Genomic DNA, 19,321 nt, shown 5'->3' with positions numbered 1-19,321 from the left:
TGAACTGGAGCCAACATGACCGACGCCCCCTCCCCCGTCCGCACCGAACGCCACGGCGACATCCTCGTCATCATCTCCGATTCGCCGCCGGTGAACGCCCTCGGCGCAGGCGTGCGCGACGGGCTGGAGGCGGGGGTCAAGCAGGGGATCGCCGACGCGAGCGTCAAGGCGATGGTGATCCGCTGCGACGGCCGCACCTTCTTCGCCGGGGCCGACATCACCGAATTCGGCAAGCCGCCCAAGGGCGCGTCGCTCCACGAAGTCATCGACATGATGGATGCGAGCGACAAGCCGATCGTCGCCGCGATCCACGGCACCGCGCTGGGCGGCGGCTGCGAGGTCGCGCTCGCCTGCCACTACCGCGTCGCGGTTCCGTCGGCGGTGATGGGCCTGCCCGAGGTCAAGCTGGGGCTGCTCCCCGGCGCCGGCGGGACGCAGCGGCTGCCGCGCATCGTCGGGGTCAAGGCGGCGATCGAGATGGTCGCGATCGGCGATCCGGTGCCGGCGAAGAAGGCGGCCGAGATCGGGCTGGTCGACCGCGTCGTCGGCGAGGACAGCCTCGAGGCAGACGCGATCGCCTTCGCGCGCGAGATCGCCGACAAACGCCCGATCCCCCGCGTCCGCGACAAGACCGTCGCCCCCGATCCCGAGGCGGTCGAAGCGTTCAAGAAGGCCAACGGCAAGAAGATGCGCGGCTTCGACGCCCCCGCCGCGAACATCGCGTGCGTCGTCGCCGCGAGCGAGCTCCCCTTCGACGAGGGCATGGCGTTCGAGCGCGCCGAGTTCATGAAGCTGATGGGCGGCACCCAGTCCGCAGCCCAGCGCCACCTTTTCTTCGCCGAGCGTCAGGCCGCGAAGATCGACGGCATCGACCCGACGACCCCGCTGCGCCCGATCAACCGCGTCGGCGTGATCGGCGCCGGCACGATGGGCGGCGGGATCAGCATGAACTTCCTGTCGGCAGGCATCCCCGTCACCATCGTCGAGATGCAGCAGGACGCGCTCGATCGCGGCACCGGCGTGATGCGCAAGAACTACGAGGCGTCCGCCGCCAAGGGCCGGATCAAGCCCGATGCGCCGGAAAAGGCGATGGGGCTGCTGACCCCGACCCTCAGCCTCGATGATCTCGCCGACTGCGATCTCGTGATCGAGGCGGTCTACGAGAACATGGACGTGAAGAAGGAGCTGTTCGGCAAGCTCGACGCGATCTGCAAGCCGGGCGCGATCCTCGCATCGAACACCAGTTACCTCAACGTCGACGAGATCGCGGCGTCGACGAAGCGGCCGGCGGACGTGCTAGGCATGCACTTCTTCTCGCCCGCCAACGTCATGAAGCTGCTCGAGGTCGTCCGTGGCGAGAAGACCGCCAAGGACGTGCTCGCCACCGTCATGGCGCTCGCCAAGAAGATCAGGAAGGTCGCCGTGGTCGCGGGCGTCACCCACGGCTTCATCGGCAACCGGATGCTGATGCCCCGCCAGGTCGAGGCGAACAAGCTCCTCATGGAAGGTGCGACGCCGCAGCAGATCGACAAGGTCCATGTCGACTTCGGCATGCCGATGGGGCCGTTCCAGATGGCCGATCTCGCCGGCGTCGACATCGGCTGGCACCGCGACCCGACGCGGATCGAAAGCATCCGCGACGCGCTCGCCGCCGAGGGGCGCTGGGGGCAGAAGAAGGGCGCGGGGTATTACGATTACGACGAGAAGCGCAATCCGACCCCCTCGCCTCGCGCGGCCGAGATCATCGAGGACTTCCGCTCCAAATCGAACCTGCCAAAGCGCGAGATCACCGATCAGGAGATCGTCGAGCGCACGCTCTACCCGATGGTGAACGAGGGCGCGCTGATCCTGGAGGAAGGCAAGGCGCAGCGCGCGAGCGACATCGATGTGGTGTGGATCTACGGCTACGGCTGGCCGGTCTATCGCGGCGGGCCGATGTTCTGGGCGAAGACCGAAGGCTATGACAAGGTCGTGGCCGGGCTGGAGAAGCACGGGTTTGCGGTGGCGAAGACGCTGAAGGCCGGCGACATCAAGTGACCGAGCGCTCCGCCCTCGCCACCGCCGCCGCGGTCCGCTCCGGCGAGACGACCGCGCTAGCCGAGACCGAGGCGGCGATCGCCCGGATCGAGGCGCGCGACGGCGCGCTCAACGCGGTGGTCGTGCGCGATTTCGGGCGGGCGCGAGCGGCGGCGCGGGACCTCGATGCGCGGATCGCCGCCGGCTTCGACGCGCCGCTGCTCGGCGTGCCGATGACGATCAAGGAGAGCTTCGACGTCGCCGGGCTGCCCACGACCTTCGGCATGCCGCCGTTCAGCGGGTTCGTCGCGAAGGAGGATGCGGTCGCGGTACGGCGGCTCAAGGCTGCCGGCGCGATCGTGCTCGGCAAGACCAACGTCCCGCCGATGCTCGCCGACATCCAGTCGAACAACCCGATCTACGGTCGTACCCGCAACGCGCACCACCCCGATCGCGTCGCCGGCGGCTCGTCCGGCGGCTCGGCGGTCGCGCTCGCCGCCGGCATGGTGCCGCTCGAGTTCGGCTCGGACATCGGCGGCTCGATCCGTGTCCCCGCCGCATTCAACGGCGTCTGGGGGCACAAGCCGACCTGGGGCGTGCTGCCGACCGACGGCCATTCCTTTCCCGGCACCGACTTCGCGCGTTCGGTCCTGTCGGTGATCGGGCCGCTGGCACGCGACCCCGACGACCTCGAGGCGGCGCTCGAGATCGTCGCCGACCATCCGCTCGCGCCGGCCCGGCAGCACCAGCCCGGCCGCTACCGCGTGCTGCTGATGACCGGCCATCCCAAGGCGGCGGTCCAGCGCGCGATCGTCGCCGCGCTCGACACGCTCGGCGAGCGCCTCGTCGCCGCGGGCCACACCGTCGATCGCGAGACCGAGCTGCTGCCCGATCTCGACCGCCAGTCGGCGGGTTATGAGCAGATGCTCAACATCGCCATGTCGGTCCGCGGCCCGCAGCCGCCCGACCGCGTCCAGCCGACCCTCGCCACCTGGCTCCACCTCCATGACGAGCAGGCCCGCATCCAGCGGCAATGGCGGCGGCTGTTCGAGATCTACGACCTGGTGATCGCGCCGACCGTGGGCATGACCGCCTTCCCGCACGACGACACCCCGCTCGCGCAGCGACGGCTCGACATCGACGGGGAGGACACGGCCTTCCTCCACCAGTTCAACTTCCCCGGCCTCGCCACCTTCCCGATGCTGCCCGCGACCAGCGTGCCGATCGGGCGCGACGGCGACGGGTTGCCGATCGGAGTCCAGGTGATCGCCGACCTCTACGCCGATCGCACCGCCCTCGTTGGCGCGCGCCACGTCCACCAGCTCATGGAGAGCAAGTGATGACCGACCTCGACACCTTCCGCACCGAGACGCGAGCCTGGCTCGAAGCCAACTGCCCGCCCGAGATGCGCCAGCCCGTACGCACCGACAAGGATGCGGTGTGGGGCGGGCGCGACCAGAGCGACATGTCGCCGCCGCAGAAAGCGTGGATGGACGCGATGGCCTCGCGCGGCTGGACCGTGCCCGACTGGCCCAAGGAATACGGCGGCGGCGGGCTCAGCCCGGCCGAAACCAAGATCCTGCGCGAGGAGATGCACGCGATCCGCGCGCGCAATCCGCTCAACTCGTTCGGGATCTCGATGCTCGGGCCGGCGCTCCTGAAGTACGGCACCGAGGCGCAGAAGACGCGCTTCCTGCCCGAGATCGCGCGCGGCGAGATCCGCTGGTGCCAGGGCTATTCGGAACCGAACGCCGGCTCCGACCTCGCCAGCCTCGCCACGTCCGCGGAGGACAAGGGCGATCACTTCCTGGTCAACGGCCAGAAGGTCTGGACCAGCTACGCCGACAAGGCGGACTGGATCTTCTGCCTCGTCCGCACCGACAAGACGGACAAGCACAAGGGCATCAGCTTCGTCCTGTTCGACATGCGGACGCCCGGCGTCTCGACCAAGCCGATCCTGCTGATCAGCGGCTATTCGCCGTTCTGCGAGACGTTCTTCGACAATGTGAAGGTTCCCAAGGAGAACCTCGTCGGCGAGCTCAACAAGGGCTGGGACGTGGCGAAGTACCTGCTCGGGCACGAGCGCGAGATGATCTCGGGGATGGGCCTGGGCGGCACGAGCGGCAAGAACCCGCTGGTCGAGGGCGCGCTGGCGACGATCGGGGTCGACCACGACGGCCGCCTCGCCGATCCGCTGCTCCGCGCGCAGATCGCCGCGTTCGAGGTCCGCGCCAAGGCGTTCGCGGCGCAGAGCGAGCGCTTCATCGACGAGCTCAAGGCCGGTCGCGCGCATCCCGCGCAGCCGAGCATGATGAAGTATTACGGGACCGAGCTGAACAAGAGCCGCTACGAGCTGATGATGGCGGCGGGCGGCTCGGACGAGCTCGAATGGGAGAGCGAGCGCACCAACGGCGGCCGCGAGGCGCGCGCCTGGCTGCGCACCAAGGCCAATTCGATCGAGGGCGGGACGAGCGAGGTCCAGCTCAACATCGTCGCCAAGCGCATCCTGGAGCTGCCCGCCTGATTTCCCTCTCCCCGCTTGCGGGAGAGGGTGCCGAGCGAAGCGAAGGCGGGAGAGGGGCAGTGCGAGACCGATGATGGTCTGCACTGCCCCTCTCCCCGACCCTCTCCCCTGAAGGGGAGAGGGAGAAGAAGGAAGAAGAATGCCTCTCTACCTCAACGACGACCAGACGATGCTCCGCGACTCCGCGCGGGACTTCATCGGCGAGCAGTTGCCGCCCTCGCACATGCGCAAGCTGCGCGACGACAAGGATGCGACCGGCTTCAGCCGCGACGCCTGGAAGCAGTTCGCCGAAATGGGCTTCACCGGCATCCTGATCGGCGAGGACGCGGGGGGCCTGGGGCTCGGCCATGTCGAGGCGGGCGTGGTGCTCGAGGAGATCGGGCGCAACCTGTCGCCCTCGCCGTTCCTCACCACCGCCGTCGCCGCGGTCGAGGCGCTCAAGGGGACCGCCCATGCCGAGCGGTGGTTCCCCGGCATCGTCGCCGGCGAGACCGTCGCCGCGCTCGCGATCGACGAGGGCGCGAAGCATCGCGACACCGTCGCGCTCAAGGCGGAGCGATCGGGCAACGGCTTCAAGCTCTCGGGCAAGAAGCAGTTCGTCGCGCACGGCCATGTCGCGGACCTGCTGATCGTCGCCGCGCGCACCGCCGGCTCGCCCGACGACGAGGCCGGAGTCACGCTGTTCGCCGTCCCCAAGGACGCCCCCGGCCTGACCGCGACGCCCGAGCGCCTCGCCGACGCCAGCCTCGCCGCGCGGATCGCGTTCGACGGGGTCGAGGTCGACGCCGACGCGGTGATCGGCGAGGTCGACGCGGGCCGCGATCCGCTCAACCGCCTGCTCCGCGCCGGCCGGACCGGCGCCGCCGCCGAGATGCTCGGCGTCGGCGGCGGGGCGATGGACATGACGGTCCGCTACCTCAAGGAGCGCAAGCAGTTCGGGACGCTGATCGGGAGCTTCCAGGCGCTCCAGCACCGCGCCGCGCACCTCTATGCGGAGATGGAGGTCGCGCGTGCCGCGGTTCTCAAGGCGCAACAGCTGCTCGATGCGGGCGATGAGAAGGCCGACGCCGCCGTCTCGGTCGCCAAGGCGATGACGGGGATGGCGACGATGCTCGCGGTGCAGGAGGGCGTGCAGATGCACGGCGGCATCGGCATGACCGACGAATACGACATCGGCTTTTACATGAAGCGCCAGCGCGTGCTCGCCGAGCTGTTCGGCGACAGCAACTTCCATGCGGACAAACTCGCCAAGGCGGCGGGGTATTGATTCACGAAATCCTCCCCGGCACGGGGAGGGGGACCATGAGCATTCAGCGAATGGTGGAGGGGGGCTATCCCCAAGCGACTCGCCGGTGGAGAACCCCCTCCACCATGCTTCGCATGGTCCCCCTCCCCGTCCCGGGGAGGATTTTTTTATGATGACCACCCCCGCCGCGCTCGTCGCCGATCTCGTCTCGCTCCTCGACGTGGAGGAGATCGACACCGACCTGTTTCGCGGCCGCCGCTCGACCGGCGGGGTCGGCCGCGTCTTCGGCGGGCAGGTGATCGCGCAGGCGCTTCAGGCGGCGCAGCGCTCGACCGAGGAATCCAAGGTCGCACACTCGCTCCACGCCTATTTCATGCGCGCCGGCAGCGAGGATCACCCGATCGTCTACCGCGTCGTCCGCGATTTCGACGGCAAGTCGTTCGCGACCCGGCGGGTGATTGCGATGCAGCGCGGCCAGCCGATCCTCAACATGGCGGCTTCGTTCCAGAGCCCCGAGGACGGCTTCCACCACCAGGATGCGATGCCCGACGTCCCTGCCCCCGAGACGCTGGAGAGCGAGGCGCAGATCCGCGCGCGCGAGTCGGTGAACCTGCCCGAGCCGCAGCGCAGCCACGTCACCCGGCCCCGCCCCATCGAGATTCGCCCCGCCTATCCGCGCAAATGGTTCGAGCCGAAGCCGACCGCACCGCTCCAGCACAGCTGGTTCCGCGCGGTCGCCCCCTTGCCCGACGATCCGGCGATGCACCGCGCCGTCCTCGCCTACGCCAGCGACATGGCACTGATGGGCACCTCGATGCTGCCGCACGGCGTCAACTGGACGACGAAGGGGATGCAGACCGCCAGTCTCGACCATGCGCTGTGGATCCACGAGCCGTTCCGCGCGGACGAATGGCTGCTCTACGCGACCGACAGCCCATGGAGCGGCGGCGGCAGGGGCATGAATCGCGGGACGATCTTCACGCAGGACGGTCGCCTCGTGGCGAGCGTCGCCCAGGAAGGCCTGATCCGGCTGCGCAAGCCGAAGGACTGACCCCTCCGTTCGTCCCGAGCGAAGTCGAGGGACACGCCACGCGCGGTGCCTCGACTTCGCTCGGCACGAACGGTTAGGGTTTGCGACCCTTGTTTCCGAGACGCTCATGACGATCGACCGCCGCACCTTCCTCGCCGGCACCGCGGCGAGCGCGCTGCTCCCGCTGCCCCTCAACGCGCAGGCGTCCGGCGACGCGGCGGCGATGCGGTTGCTCAACGCGACGGCGGAGGCGCTGCTCGTCGCCTATCCCGAGAACGCCGCCAATCTCGGGATCGACACCGGCGCGCGAGCGGCGCTCAAGTCGAAGCTCAGCGACAAGTCTCCCGCCGCCGAACACGCCCGCGCCGCCGACGGCGCGCGGCGCTTGGCCCAACTCCGCGCGATCGATCGCAGGCCGCTGTCCGCCCCTGTCGCGCTCCACGTCGATGTCGCGACCGAGGCGTTCCGCATTGCGGTCGATGGATGGAAGCGGATGCCGGTCGGCGACATGGCGTTCCTATCGGCGAATGGGTTCCGCAATACGCCTTATGTCGTCAGCGCCGGCTCCGGCGCGTTCGTCGACGTCCCCGACCTGCTCGAAACGAAACACCGCGTCGACACCGCCGCCGACGCCGAGGCCTATCTGGCCCGCATTGAAGCCTATGCGGCCGAACTCGACGCTGAAACCGCACGGCTGCGCGCCGACGCGACGGCCGGCGTGCGGCTGCCCGGGTTCCTCAACGACATCGCCGCCAACCAGCTCCGCACCGCCGCCGCGCAGCCGGTGGCGCAGTGGAGCCTTGTCACCGCGTTCGGCGAAAAGACCCGCAAGACCGGGCTGTCGGGCGACTGGCAGGCGCGCGCCGAGCGCCTGTCGACCGAACGGGTCGCACCGGCGCTCGATAGGCAGGCCGAGGCGCTCGCCGCCGAGCGCGCGAAGGCGAGCGACACCCCCGGCATGTGGACGATGCCCGACGCCGCCGATCGCTACGCCTGGCTGGTCGAGGCCGCGACCACCACCAAGCGCTCGCCCGAGGAGATCCACCAAGCCGGGCTGGAGCAATGCCGCGCCCTCGCCGCCGAGGTCGATCCCCTCCTCCGCGCGCAGGGTCTGACGCAAGGGACCGCGGGCGAGCGGATGGCCGCGCTCGGCAAGCGCCCCGACCTGCTCTTCCCCAACACCGACGCCGGCCGCGCCGAGCTGCTTGCCTACCTCAACCAGATCGTCGCGAAGCTCCGCCCCCGGCTCCCGACCGCCTTCGGCAAGCTCGTCCGCGGCAATCTGGAGATCCGCCGCGTGCCGCCCGCGATCCAGGACGGCGCGCCCAACGGCTATGCGGGTCCCGGCTCGCTCGACGGCAAGACGCCCGGCTATTACTACATCAACCTCAAGGACACCGACATCTGGCCGCGCTATGCGCTGCCGACGCTGACCTTCCACGAGGGCATCCCCGGCCACATCTGGCAGGGCGAATACACCTTCGATCTCCCGCTGATCCGCACCCTTCTGAGCTTCAACGCCTATAGCGAAGGCTGGGGGCTCTACGCCGAGCAGATCGGCGACGAACTCGGCTTCTACGAAGGGGACCCGCTCGGCCGCATCGGCTATCTTCAGTCGATGACCTTCCGCGCCGCGCGGCTGGTGGTCGACACCGGACTTCACCACAAGCGCTGGACGATGGCGCAGGCGGCAAAATTCTTCCGCGAGACCACCGGCTATACCGAGAGCCAGACGCGCTCGGAACTGAACCGCTATTGCATCTGGCCCGGCCAGGCGCTCGGCTACAAGACCGGCCACAACGAGATCAACCGGCTGCGCGCGGCGGCCAAGGCGCGGATGGGCGCGCGCTACGACGGGCGCGGGTTCAACGATACCGTGGTGCAGACCGGCGGCGTTCCGCTCGGCGTGCTGGCCAAGGTCGTGGAGCGCTGGTCCGCCGCTTAGGCGGGCTCGTGCAGTGGGCAGCCGTTGAACCGCGCGCGGTAATCGGCGGAATGCTGGTACACCTCGCGCCGGGCACGGTTGATGTTGCCGAGCGGGCGGTGCGCCGTCAGCCCGGTCCAGATGCTGAACCGCATGCCCTCGTCGACCTGCTTCACCCGCGTCTCGTCCCAGCTGTCCTGCGGCGCGGTGCGGAGCAAGCCGACGCGCTGCCAGGGCGTATCGTCCTCCTTCCATTCGACCGTCGGGTCATCGATCGGCTGCTTGGCGAGATCGCGGCAGAGCTGGACGCAGAACTCCCATTCGCCGGCGATCTCCTGCAACTCCCCGCGCACGATCCGGCGGATGCCGTTCGGATCGCCGTCAAGGTCGAGGATCTCGCCCGCGCGGGCCTTCAGGGCAGGCGCGAGCGGCTTCAGCCCGAACTGAGCGATGTGATCGCCGAAGCGGAACGGCGTCAGGCTGGCGTAACTCTCGCCAACGGGATCGGACTGCGGCGCGCCGCCGAGCGACTGGATCGCGGCGCTCTCGACACCGACCGCCGACAGCGCGACGTTGAGCCCCGTCAGCACCTTGGCCAGCGCCACCTTCGCCCATTCGGCCTTGTCGGTCGTCCGCGCGAGCAGCTTCAGGTTCTTGAGGAAGTGCGCGGTGTCGGGCGCCTGGAAACGCCGCCCGTTGACCATGATGAAGTCCTGCGTCCGCCCTTCCGCCCCCGGCAGCCGCTCGCCGTCGACGTCGAGCACCTTGATCGCCAGCCCACGCGGCAGCGACACGGCATCGTTCAGGATGTCGCCTGGATTGGTCGAGAAGCGCATGTAGACCTTGTGCTCGCCAGGCGTCGCGAACAACCCCTGCGCCAGTTCGGGCGGCAGGTCGGCATCGATCGTCAGCGTTCCTTCGAGGATCGCATGCGCCTTGGCATGGACCGCGCGCACGGCGTGGCCGTAGTCGCTGCTGGTCGTCTCCAGGATCGTGTCGAACGTGTCCTTCAGCCCCTCGATCATCTCCGCCTCGTCGGGGCGAACCTCTTCGAGGTCGGGCGAGTAGCGGATGGGCGGGGTCATGCGATTCTCCTGCGGGGTGCAGAGAGAACCTGCCCGCCCCTTCCCCGTTCCGGTCCGGATGCGGACGCTACACCGCGGTGCGTCCATACTCCTGCTTGGTCACCGGGTGACTCGACGATAGCCCGCCGTCGACCGCCAGCGCTTGACCGTTGACATAGCTGGCGTCGTCAGAGGCGAGGAACAGCGCGGCCTTCGCCAACTCCTCGGGCTGCGCGCCGCGGCGCAGCGGGTTTAAACGGCCGACCCGGTCCATCTTCCCCGCCTCGCGCGCGTAGTCGAAGGTCGGCTTGGTCATCCCCGTCTCGGTCAGCCCGGGACAGAGCGCGTTGACGCGGACGTTGGAGCCCGAGAGCTGCTGCGCCGAAGTCATCGCCAGATTGATCACCCCCGCCTTCGACGCCGAGTAAGCGGGCGATCCGGCACCCGAGCGGATGCCGGCGACGCTGGCGGTCAATACGATCGCGCCGCCGCCCCGCTCCGCGATCTTCGGAGAGGCGTGCTTGATCATCAGATACGGGCCGATAAGGTTGACCCGCAGCACCTCGGTGATCAGCGCCACGTCGGTGTCGAAGATGTTCGCCATCCCGCCGGAAATCCCCGCATTGGCGAAGGCGATGTCGACGCCGCCGAATGTCTCGACGGCGAGCTGGACGGTGCGGATCACGTCCTCCTCGAGCCCGGCGTCCATCTCGATCGCCACCGCCGCTCCGCCGGTGTCGGTGATCGCCTTGACGGTCTCGTGCGCCGCTGCGGTCTTGTCGGCGACGACCACCTTACCGCCTTCGGCCGCGAATAGGATCGACGCCGCGCGCCCGATTCCCGAGCCGCCGCCGGTGACGATGATCGACTTGTCGGTGAACCTGCCCATACCCACTCCCTCGATCCGTCAGATCGTCACGCCGCCGTCGATCACCAGCGTCTGCCCGGTCATGAACGCGCTCGCCGGCGCGGCGAGATAGACGACCGCGCCGGCGATCTCATCCGGCTCACCGATCCGGCGCAACGGGGTCGTCGCCTCGCGCCGCGCGAGCAGCGCCTCATCCTCCAGCAGTGCCTTGGCGAAGTCGGTTCGGATCAACCCGGGCGCGATGCAGTTCACCCTGACGCCGTGCGGTCCGTACTCGTGCGCCAGGTTGCGCGCGAGCTGCATGTCCGCCGCCTTGGAGATGCAATAGGCCCCGATCACCGTCGAGCCGCGCAGGCCGCCGATCGAGGAGACGATGACGATGCTCCCCTCCCCGCGCTCGCGCATCTCGGGCGCGACCATCGAGATCAGCCAGTGGTTGGAGACGATGTTGTTGTCGAGGATCTTGCGGAACTGCTCGTCCGCGATCCCTTCTTGCGGGCCGTAATAGGGGTTCGAGGCGGCGTTGCAGACGAGGCAGTCGATCTGACCGAAAGCGGCGCGGGTCGCGTCGACCAACGCCTGGAGCCCCGCCTTGTCGGAGATGTTCGCGGCGACCGCGATCGCGGTGCCATCCCCGAAGCGCGCGTTGATGTCCGCCGCCACTGCGTCGCACGCATCCTGCTTGCGACTGGAGATCACCACCTTGGCCCCCTGCTCGGCGCAGGCGATCGCGGAGGCGAGACCGATACCGCGCGACGATCCGGTAATGAGGACGACCTTCCCGGTCAGATCGAACAGCGACATCCGTTCCCCTCCTCGGCGGCTAAGCGCCCGCCTTCTCGGCAAATCCCCACGCCGCGTCCGCCAGCATCGGCACCCGCGCACTCGTCTCCTGGGCGCGCGCGTTCGACGCCGTGCCGATCAGGAAACGCTTCTTGATGCCCTGGACGATCGACGCGAGCCGGAAGAGATTGAAGGCGAAGTACCAGTCGAGCTGCGGCAGGCCGTCGCGGCCCGTGCGGGCACAATAGCGGGCCACCATCTCCTCCAGCGTCGGAATGCCCGTCTCCGGGCCTGTCCGCCCCATCACGCCCGATCGGCCCTCGGGCACGGTCACCCAGCTCATCAGATAGTAGGTCAGGTCCGCCGTCGGATCGCCCAGGGTGCAGAGCTCCCAGTCGAGCACCGCCGAGACGCGCGGCTGGGTGCCGGGCGCGAACTTCATGTTGTCGACGCGGTAGTCGCCGTGGACGATCGAGGTCCGCGACTGCTCGGGCATCGTCCGCGGCAGCCACTCGATCAGTCGCTCCATCGCCGGCATGTGCTCGGTCTCGGCGCCGCGATACTGTTTGGTCCAGCGGCTTACCTGCCGCTCGAAGTAATTGCCCGGCCGCCCGAAATCGCCGAGGCCGATCGCCTCGTGATCGGTGTTGTGGAGATCGGCGAGCACGTCGATCATCGCGTGATAATGGTCGCGGCGCTGGTCCGGGGTGAGATCTGGCATCGTCCCGTCCCAGATCGTCCGCCCGTCGACCATCTCCATGACGTAGAATGCGGAGCCGATCACGCCATCGTCCTGGCACAGCCCGTACTGGCGCGGCACCGGGAAGCCGGTGGGATGGAGCGCCGCCATCACCCGGTATTCGCGGTCGACCTGATGGGCGCTCGGCAGCAGCTCGCCCATCGGCTTGCGGCGCAGGACGTAGTTCGCGCCCGGCGTCATCAACTTGTAGGTCGGGTTCGATTGCCCACCCGCGAACTTGGCGTAGGTCAGCGGCCCCGCGAAGCCGGGGACGTTCGCCGACATCCACGCCGAGAGCCGATCGGTATCGAGCCGGTCGCGCTCGGCGATCTCGTCCTGGAGGCTGGAGTCGGTCATGCGAAGGTGATCACGCTGCGCGTCGCGTCGCCCTTGCGGAGTTCGTCGAACGCATGGTTGATCTTCTCGAGCGGCAGTCGCTCGGCAATGATCGTGTCGAGGTCGAGCAGTCCGCGCTGGTAGAAGTCGACCAGCCGGGGGATGTCGACGGGGAAGCGGTTGTAGCCCATCAGACCGCCCTGGAGCCGCTTGCCGGAAAGCAGGTCGATCGCCGACAGGCTCGCGACCTCGTCCGTCGGCAGCATCCCCAGGATCGTCGCGGTGCCGCCGCGGCGCAGGACGCGCACCGTCGTCTGGGCCGAGGCCACGCGCCCGACCGCCTCGATCGCATGGTGGACGCCGCCCTTCGAGATCTCGACCACCTCGTCGACCGCGGTCTCACTCATCGCGTCGACCGAATGGGTCGCGCCCAGCTTCTCCGCGATCGCGCGCTTCTCCGCGACCGGATCGACCGCGATGATCTTGCCAGCGCCGGCGATTTTGGCGGCATTGACCGCGGCGAGGCCGATCCCCCCGCAGCCGACGACGCAGACGGTCTCGCCGGGCGTCACGTCGTTGACGTTGAACACCGCCCCCGCCCCCGTCGTCACCGCGCAGCCGATCAGCGCGGCGCGGTCGAGCGGCATGTCCCGATCGATCGCGACGCAGGCGTGTTCGTGGACCAGCATCTGTTCGGCATAGGCCGACAGGTTCAGCATCTGGCTGAGCGGCGTGTCCTTGAGCTTCTTGCTCTTGAACGAGAGGCGCGGCTTGTCCTTCTTGCCGCGGCGCGTCGCACCGTCGACGCACAGGAACATGCGCCCGGTGACGCAGAACTCGCACTGACCGCAAAAGGCGGAAAGGCAGGTGACGACATGATCGCCGACCTTGACCGTCCGCACCTCGCTGCCGACCTGCTCGACCACGCCCGCCGCCTCGTGCCCCGGGATCGCCGGCAGCGCGTGCGAATAAAGCCCGTCGACGAAGTGAAGGTCCGACCGGCACACCCCGCAAGCGACGGTGCGGATCAGAACCTCGTGCGGACCGGGCTTGGCGACCGCCACGTCCTCGATCCGGAGCGGCGTCTTGGTTTCGAAGAGAACGGCTGCTTTCACGTCACCCCACCCAATTGCGCCCCCGGCGCACCGGGGAACGGACCTGATTACCGGCTGACGCCGACGTCGCCGCTCGAGATCGCGGGGCCGCCGTGATCGCGCGCGGGCACGTCGGCCTTCCAGTCGCCGTACTTGCCGAACTCGTTGCGCGCGATCGCACGGGCGTGGACCTCGTCCGGGCCGTCCGCCAGCCGTAGCGTGCGCTGCGAGGCCCAGGCATGCGCGAGACCGTAATCCTCGGCGACGCCGCCGCCGCCGTGCGCCTGAACCGCGTCGTCGAGGATGCGCAGCGCCATGTTGGGCGCGAACACCTTGATCATCGCGATCTCCTGGCTCGCCGCCTTGTTGCCGGCGGCATCCATCGTCTGCGCCGCCTTGAGGCAGAGCAGCCGCGTCATCTCGATCTCGATACGGGCCTGCGCCACGCGCTGCTCCCAGACGCTGTGGTCCGAGATCCGCTTGCCGAACGCGACACGGCTGAGCAGACGCTTGGCCATCTTCTCGAGCGCGACCTCGGCCACCCCGATCGTGCGCATGCAATGGTGGATGCGACCCGGCCCGAGCCGGCCTTGCGCGATCTCGAACCCGCGACCTTCGCCCAGCAGCACGTTCTCGACCGGCACCCGGACATTGGTGAAGCTCACCTCGCCGTGGCCGTGCGGCGCGTGGTTGTAGCCATAGACCGACAGCATCCGCTCGATCTTGATCCCCGGCGTGTCCATCGGAACGAGGACCTGGCTCTGCTGCTGGTGGCGGGACGCCTCGAAATTCGTCTTGCCCATCAGAATGCCGATTTTGCAGCGCGGATCGCCCACGCCCGACGACCACCATTTGCGGCCGTTGATGACATATTCCTCGCCGTCGCGCTCGATCCGCGTCTCGATGTTGGTCGCGTCCGACGAGGCGACCGCCGGCTCGGTCATTAGGAACACCGAACGGATCTCGCCGTCCATCAGCGGCCTCAGCCAGCGGTCCTTCTGCGCGCGCGTGCCGTAGCGGTGGAGCACCTCCATGTTCCCGGTGTCGGGGGCGGAGCAGTTGAAGACCTCGCTCGCCCAGCCGACCTTGCCCATCTCCTCGGCGCACAGCGCATATTCCAGGTTGGTGAGCTGCGTCCCCTCGAACTCGAACGTGTCGTCGACGTGCTGCTGGCCCGAATGCGGCGGCATGAAGAAGTTCCAGAGGCCCGCGGCCTTCGCCTTCTCCTTGACCTCCTCGATCACCGGGATCACCTTCCACGGGTCGCCCTCATGATGCTGGCGGTCGTAGTCCGCCTGGCGCGGCGTGATCTCGGTGTCGATGAACTGCCGCACCCTGTCACGGAAGAACGTCTCGCGCTCGCTCAGCGTGAAGTCCATCTGCCCTCTCCATCTCTCTCGTCGACGCCGTGCCTAGACCGTACCGGATGTTCGGTAAAGCGGTCAGTTTAGTTCACGCGGCCGGTCGCTCTAGGTGCGCGCCGCGTCGAAAAAGGGACTGTTCCTTCGAATCGAAGCTGTTAAGCTCGGCCGATGGGGGAGCTTGCGGCCGCCGACACCGGCACCGACATCGGACTGGAATCGGGAACTCGCCGCTTCCGCGAGAAGCGCGAGGCGATCCTCGCCGCCGCCGCCGACGCGATCAACGAACAGAGCGCGAAGGGGATGACCTTCGCCGACGTCGCCCGGCGCGTCGGGCTCAATACCACCAGCGTCACTTATTATTTCAAGCGGAAGGAGGATCTGGCTGCCGCCGCCTTCGAGCATACGCTCGACTATCTGCTGGCGATGATCGGCGAGGCGGCGCGGGAGCGGACTCCAGAGGCGCGCGTCGGGCGCTATCTCTCGCTCAACATGGCCCGGCTGGCGAGGGTCGAACGCGGCGAGGAGCGCAACATCGCGGTCCTGTCCGATCTGCGCGCGACGGAGGAACCCGTGCGCGGCCGCCTGATGGCGCGTTGGCGCGAGGTGTTCCGCCGCGCCCGCGCGCTGTGGGGCGAATCGCTGTCGAAGCCCGCCGCCGATCTCGCCGGCGCGCGCGCGCACGTGTTGCTGGAGAACACCTTCTGGCTGCCGGCCTGGCTGCCCCGCTACGACCCCGATCAATACGGCCGGGTCGAGGCGCGGCTGATGGACGTCTTCGCACGCGGCGTGGGGGCGCCCGGCGCCGAATGGGACCCTTCGCCGATCGACCTCCCGCACGACGATCCGGTGCCGGGACGCGAGGCCTTCCTGCTGGCGGCGACGAGGCTCATCAACGAGCTCGGCTATCGCGGCGCCTCGGTCCAGCGGATCGCGTCCGAGCTGAACGTCACCAAGGGCAGCTTCTACCACCATCTCGATGCCAAGGACGAGTTGGTGATCGCCTGCTACCAGCGCAGCTTCGACACAATCGCCGACGCCCAGCGCCTCGCCGACGACCGCGGCGGGTCGCAATGGGATCGTCTGACGACGACGATCGCCACCCTTCTCGAGGTGCAGTTTTCGGAGAAGGCGCCATTGCTGCGCACGACCGCGCTCAGCGGGTTGCCCGGCGTGGCGCGCCAGGCGATGTTCGATCGATCGAACCGCATCGCGCGCCGTTTCGCCGGAACGATGGCGGACGGCGTCGCCGAAGGGACGATCCGCTCGGTCGATCCGTTGATCGCGAGCCAGGCGCTGATGGCCTTCCTCAACGCCGCGTTCGACATGCGCAAATGGGCCTGGTCGATGCCGCGGGAGCGCGCCATCCGCCTCTACGCTTCGACGCTGCTTCACGGCATGTTCGACGATCGCGCGCTCGACAGGTAGGAAATCCGGCCGTCACCCTGCATCGGCAGGGATGACGGAGGAAGGGGCGATCGCCGACCGCCCCCTCCCCTCGCGCGTCAGAACTTCGCGCGGAGCGTCACGCCGTAGGTCCGCGGCTCGGCGAGGAACGCGCCGAAGATCTGCGTCCCGCCCGGATAGAGCGACGGCGGGAAGTTGACCGCGGTCGCGCCGCTCGCCGGTCCGTTCGTGGTCGCCTGGAACGGCGCGTTGAACGCGACCTGGGTGTACTGCGTGTTGGTCAGGTTCTGCGCCCACAGCTCCAGCGCGTAGCGGCTCTCCGGCGCGCGGATACCAATGCGCGCGTTCATCAGGAAGTATCCGTCCTGCTGCTTCTGCGGGAACTTGTCCGAGCCGGTGTTATAGTCGCTGGTCAGACGGCCGTCGACGTAGAACAGCGCCGAATAGCCGGTGCTGCCGATCTCCGGCGTCCAGGTCGCCGAGCTGGTGACCGTCGTCGCGGGCGCGTTCGACAGATACTGGCTGGGCAGCAGTCGCAGCGCCGGATCGAGCGGCGCGCCGCTCGAATTGCCGACCAGATTCTCCTGATACTTGGTCTTCACATAGGTCAGACCGGCTTGCACCGTGAAGTTGCGCGCCGGGGCGATCGACGCCTCGAGCTCGACACCCTCGGAGATCACGCCCGGCTTGGTCTTGCCGCCCGGACATGCTCCGGTCGCCGCGCTCAGATCGGCGTCGCCGCCGTTCAGGTCGGTCTTGCAGGCGTTGATGTTCTGGACCAGGAAAACGGTGCCGTTGAACGTGTTCAGCTGGAAGTTGTCGAACGCCTGGTGGAAGCCGGCGACGTTCAGGCTGAACGGTCCGGTCGAGTATTTCGCCCCGATCTCGAACGAGGTGTTTATCTCCGCGTCGAACTTCAGGTTGTTCGCCAGGCTCTGCACCCCGCCCGACAGCGCGAAGGGCAGGATCGGCGACTTCAGCGCCGAGACGTCGAGGTTGAACCCGCCTGCCTTGTAGCCGCGCGCGTAGCTGCCATAGACGAGCAGATCGGGCGTGACCTTGTACGACAGGATCGCGGTGCCGGTGAACTCGTCTTCCTTCAGCTTGTTGTTGAGCGTCTGGCCGTTCAGCTCCGCCGTCGAATTGCCCTGGCACGCCAGCCCGACGATGCCGCCGAGCAGCGCCGTCTGCGTCGCCGTATTGCCCGGGGTGCTCAGCAGCGGCAGGATCAGGCCCTGCGCCTGGGGGCAGACCGTGTTGTTGTTGGCCAGCGCCGCGTCGAGCTTCTTGCTCTCGTTGGTGTAGCGCAGCCCCAACGTCAGATCGAGGCCGTCGGCGATGTGGATGATGTCATGGGTGAACAGCGCCCAATTCTCTTCCTTCTGCCGAAAGCGGGTGCCGGTGTAGCCCTGGTTGTTGAGCGTCGAGAGCAGGTTCAGCCCGTTGATGAAGGTCGGCAGCTGCGCCGCGGTGAACAGGCCGGGGATGCCGCCGAGCACCGCATTGGTGATCGCGCCACCCGGTCCCGCGCGGCAACCGGGCTGCGACGGATCGCGCGGGATCGCGGGGCTGATCGTCGCGAGCAGGCGGCACGACGCATAGGCGCCGTATTGCGAGCCGAACTTCAGGTTCTCGCGCGTCGTCAGGACCTCGTTGCCGTAGTAACCGCCGATCAACCAATCGAGATGCTCGTCGAACAGCTTGCCCTGGAGCCGCAGCTCCTGGCTGAAGGTCTTGAACTGACGGCTGCCCGCGTCGTCGCCGGGCGCGCGGTAGAGGATGTCGACCGTCGAATAATCGACGTCGCCCGCCTGCCAGTTCATGTACTGGCGGTAGGCGGTGATGGAGGTCAGCTTCACGCTGCCGAGATTCCAGTCGACCTGGCCGGACCCGCCCCAATCCTCGGTCTTGCCCGCGTAGGTGCGGCCGGGCGAGACCGAGATGTTGCGCGAATAGGGATCGGTGAAGGCGGCCGGCGACTGGCCCAGGCTCACCAGCACCGGGATGATCGGGTTGGTGTTGGTCAGCAGATTCTTGTTGTACTCGCTCAGCTCCTGGTTGGCGTAGACCGCCCCGCAGCAGGCTTCGTTCCGGTGCGTATAGTCGCCGATCAGCCGGATCGACAGCGCGTCGGTCGGCTCGAACAGCAGCTGCCCGCGGACGAAGTAACGATCGCGGTCGTTCACGTCGGTGTTGTTGTTGGTGTCGTGGAGGAAGCCGTCACGCTTGACGTAGACGCCGTCGACTCGCGCCGCGATCGTATCCGACAAAGGTGCGTTGATGTTGCCGGCGAGCCGCCAGTAATCGTGATTGCCGTAGGTCACCTCGCCGCCGGCGCTGAACCGATTGAGGCTCGGCGCCTTCGACACGATCGAGATGATGCCCGCCGAGGCGTTGCGGCCGAACAGCGTTCCCTGCGGACCGCGAAGCACCTCGACCCGCTCGATATCGCCGAGTTCGTTGAGGCCGACGCCCGAGCGCGAGCGATAGACGCCGTCGACGAACACCGCGACCGAGCTTTCCAGGCCGGGGTTGTCGCCGACCGTGCCGATGCCGCGCAGGCGTGCCGAGCCGTTGGACTCATTGCCCGTCGACGAGACGAGCAGCGACGGCGCAATCTGGGTCAGCTGCCGGATGTCGGTCGCGCCCGATCGCTCGAGCGAGGCGGCGTTCACCGCCGAGATCGCGAGCGGCACGTCGGCCAGCACCTGCGCGCGGCCCTGGGCGGTGACGACGATATCCTGCGGCAGGTCGCTCGATCCGTCGGTCGCGACGGGGTCGGAGCCGGTGGCGGGATCCTGGCCGGGGGTCGTGGTCGGCGCGGCGCCCGGCGGAGTCGCGGGGATCTCCGTGTTTTCCTGCGCGAACGCAGGGGATGCGACGATGGCGAATGCGGCGCACGTCGCCAGCAGAGCCTGTTTCCTCACTC

14 protein-coding genes are annotated in these 19,321 nt (G+C 68.3%); 7 read left to right on the top strand and 7 right to left on the bottom strand.

Annotated features, from left to right (window positions below; all coding sequences use genetic code 11):
- Positions 1-15 precede the first annotated feature (15 nt).
- From AC4GYY_RS03175 to AC4GYY_RS03150, 6 genes are all read left to right on the top strand, one after another.
- On the top strand, positions 16-2,037 hold the full coding sequence (locus AC4GYY_RS03175) for a 3-hydroxyacyl-CoA dehydrogenase NAD-binding domain-containing protein (RefSeq protein ID WP_491118753.1): 2,022 nt from the start codon (positions 16-18) through the stop codon (positions 2,035-2,037).
- Positions 2,034-3,356 carry an amidase family protein gene (locus tag AC4GYY_RS03170; protein ID WP_491118751.1) on the top strand — a complete coding sequence of 441 codons (1,323 nt, stop codon included), beginning with the start codon at positions 2,034-2,036 and terminating at the stop codon, positions 3,354-3,356. The genes AC4GYY_RS03175 and AC4GYY_RS03170 overlap by 4 nt, the downstream gene beginning before the upstream one ends.
- A complete protein-coding gene (locus AC4GYY_RS03165; RefSeq protein WP_491118749.1) occupies positions 3,353-4,540 on the top strand; it encodes an acyl-CoA dehydrogenase family protein in 1,188 nt (395 codons plus the stop codon). Before AC4GYY_RS03170 ends, AC4GYY_RS03165 begins: the two co-directional genes overlap by 4 nt.
- A 139-nt stretch (positions 4,541-4,679) precedes the next feature.
- Positions 4,680-5,807, top strand: a complete 1,128-nt coding sequence (locus tag AC4GYY_RS03160) for an acyl-CoA dehydrogenase family protein (RefSeq protein ID WP_491118747.1) — start codon at positions 4,680-4,682, stop codon at positions 5,805-5,807.
- A 148-nt stretch (positions 5,808-5,955) separates the two neighbouring features.
- Positions 5,956-6,837, top strand: coding sequence for an acyl-CoA thioesterase (locus AC4GYY_RS03155; protein ID WP_491118745.1), 882 nt, complete (start codon positions 5,956-5,958; stop codon positions 6,835-6,837).
- A gap of 106 nt (positions 6,838-6,943) precedes the next feature.
- Positions 6,944-8,761, top strand: coding sequence for a DUF885 domain-containing protein (locus AC4GYY_RS03150; RefSeq protein ID WP_491118743.1), 1,818 nt, complete (start codon positions 6,944-6,946; stop codon positions 8,759-8,761).
- On the opposite strand, the gene AC4GYY_RS03145 is transcribed toward AC4GYY_RS03150, so the two are convergent.
- The 6 genes from AC4GYY_RS03145 to AC4GYY_RS03120 form a co-directional block, all read right to left on the bottom strand.
- The gene (locus tag AC4GYY_RS03145; RefSeq protein WP_491118741.1) at positions 8,758-9,825 is read right to left on the bottom strand and encodes a catalase family protein; all 1,068 of its coding nucleotides are present in this window, start codon (positions 9,823-9,825) and stop codon (positions 8,758-8,760) included. The genes AC4GYY_RS03150 and AC4GYY_RS03145 overlap by 4 nt on opposite strands.
- A gap of 67 nt (positions 9,826-9,892) precedes the next feature.
- Positions 9,893-10,693: an SDR family NAD(P)-dependent oxidoreductase gene (locus AC4GYY_RS03140; protein WP_491118739.1), complete on the bottom strand. Its 801-nt coding sequence runs from the start codon at positions 10,691-10,693 to the stop codon at positions 9,893-9,895.
- Positions 10,694-10,711: 18 nt separating this feature from the next.
- Positions 10,712-11,476, bottom strand: a complete 765-nt coding sequence (locus tag AC4GYY_RS03135) for an SDR family NAD(P)-dependent oxidoreductase (protein ID WP_491118737.1) — start codon at positions 11,474-11,476, stop codon at positions 10,712-10,714.
- Between the two features lie 19 nt (positions 11,477-11,495).
- Complete coding sequence (locus AC4GYY_RS03130) at positions 11,496-12,551, bottom strand: phosphotransferase family protein (protein WP_491118735.1); 1,056 nt, start codon at positions 12,549-12,551, stop codon at positions 11,496-11,498.
- Positions 12,548-13,645, bottom strand: a complete 1,098-nt coding sequence (locus AC4GYY_RS03125; RefSeq protein ID WP_491118733.1) for a Zn-dependent alcohol dehydrogenase — start codon at positions 13,643-13,645, stop codon at positions 12,548-12,550. Before AC4GYY_RS03125 ends, AC4GYY_RS03130 begins: the two co-directional genes overlap by 4 nt.
- A gap of 47 nt (positions 13,646-13,692) precedes the next feature.
- Complete coding sequence (locus AC4GYY_RS03120; protein WP_491118731.1) at positions 13,693-15,003, bottom strand: acyl-CoA dehydrogenase family protein; 1,311 nt, start codon at positions 15,001-15,003, stop codon at positions 13,693-13,695.
- Positions 15,004-15,156: 153 nt separating this feature from the next.
- On the opposite strand from AC4GYY_RS03120, the gene AC4GYY_RS03115 reads away from it, so the two are divergent.
- Entirely contained in the window at positions 15,157-16,413 is a 1,257-nt protein-coding gene (locus AC4GYY_RS03115; protein WP_491118729.1) for a TetR/AcrR family transcriptional regulator, read from the top strand.
- 77 nt (positions 16,414-16,490) lie between these two features.
- Here the strand turns inward: AC4GYY_RS03115 and AC4GYY_RS03110 are convergent, their stop codons facing one another.
- Positions 16,491-19,319, bottom strand: a complete 2,829-nt coding sequence (locus AC4GYY_RS03110; protein ID WP_491118727.1) for a TonB-dependent receptor — start codon at positions 19,317-19,319, stop codon at positions 16,491-16,493.
- Positions 19,320-19,321 lie beyond the last annotated feature (2 nt).

Source organism: Sphingomonas sp. SP6 (assembly GCF_058313435.1).
This window is presented reverse-complemented; position numbering and strand designations above follow the sequence as displayed.

Coding starts and splice junctions, on each gene's coding strand:
- AC4GYY_RS03145 (WP_491118741.1), bottom strand. CDS start 9,825: ATGACCCCGCCCATCCGCTACTCGCCCGACCTCGAAGAGGTTCGCCCC.
- AC4GYY_RS03175 (WP_491118753.1), top strand. CDS start 16: ATGACCGACGCCCCCTCCCCCGTCCGCACCGAACGCCACGGCGACATC.
- AC4GYY_RS03130 (WP_491118735.1), bottom strand. CDS start 12,551: ATGACCGACTCCAGCCTCCAGGACGAGATCGCCGAGCGCGACCGGCTC.
- AC4GYY_RS03150 (WP_491118743.1), top strand. CDS start 6,944: ATGACGATCGACCGCCGCACCTTCCTCGCCGGCACCGCGGCGAGCGCG.
- AC4GYY_RS03160 (WP_491118747.1), top strand. CDS start 4,680: ATGCCTCTCTACCTCAACGACGACCAGACGATGCTCCGCGACTCCGCG.
- AC4GYY_RS03115 (WP_491118729.1), top strand. CDS start 15,157: ATGGGGGAGCTTGCGGCCGCCGACACCGGCACCGACATCGGACTGGAA.
- AC4GYY_RS03155 (WP_491118745.1), top strand. CDS start 5,956: ATGATGACCACCCCCGCCGCGCTCGTCGCCGATCTCGTCTCGCTCCTC.
- AC4GYY_RS03135 (WP_491118737.1), bottom strand. CDS start 11,476: ATGTCGCTGTTCGATCTGACCGGGAAGGTCGTCCTCATTACCGGATCG.
- AC4GYY_RS03120 (WP_491118731.1), bottom strand. CDS start 15,003: ATGGACTTCACGCTGAGCGAGCGCGAGACGTTCTTCCGTGACAGGGTG.
- AC4GYY_RS03140 (WP_491118739.1), bottom strand. CDS start 10,693: ATGGGCAGGTTCACCGACAAGTCGATCATCGTCACCGGCGGCGGCTCG.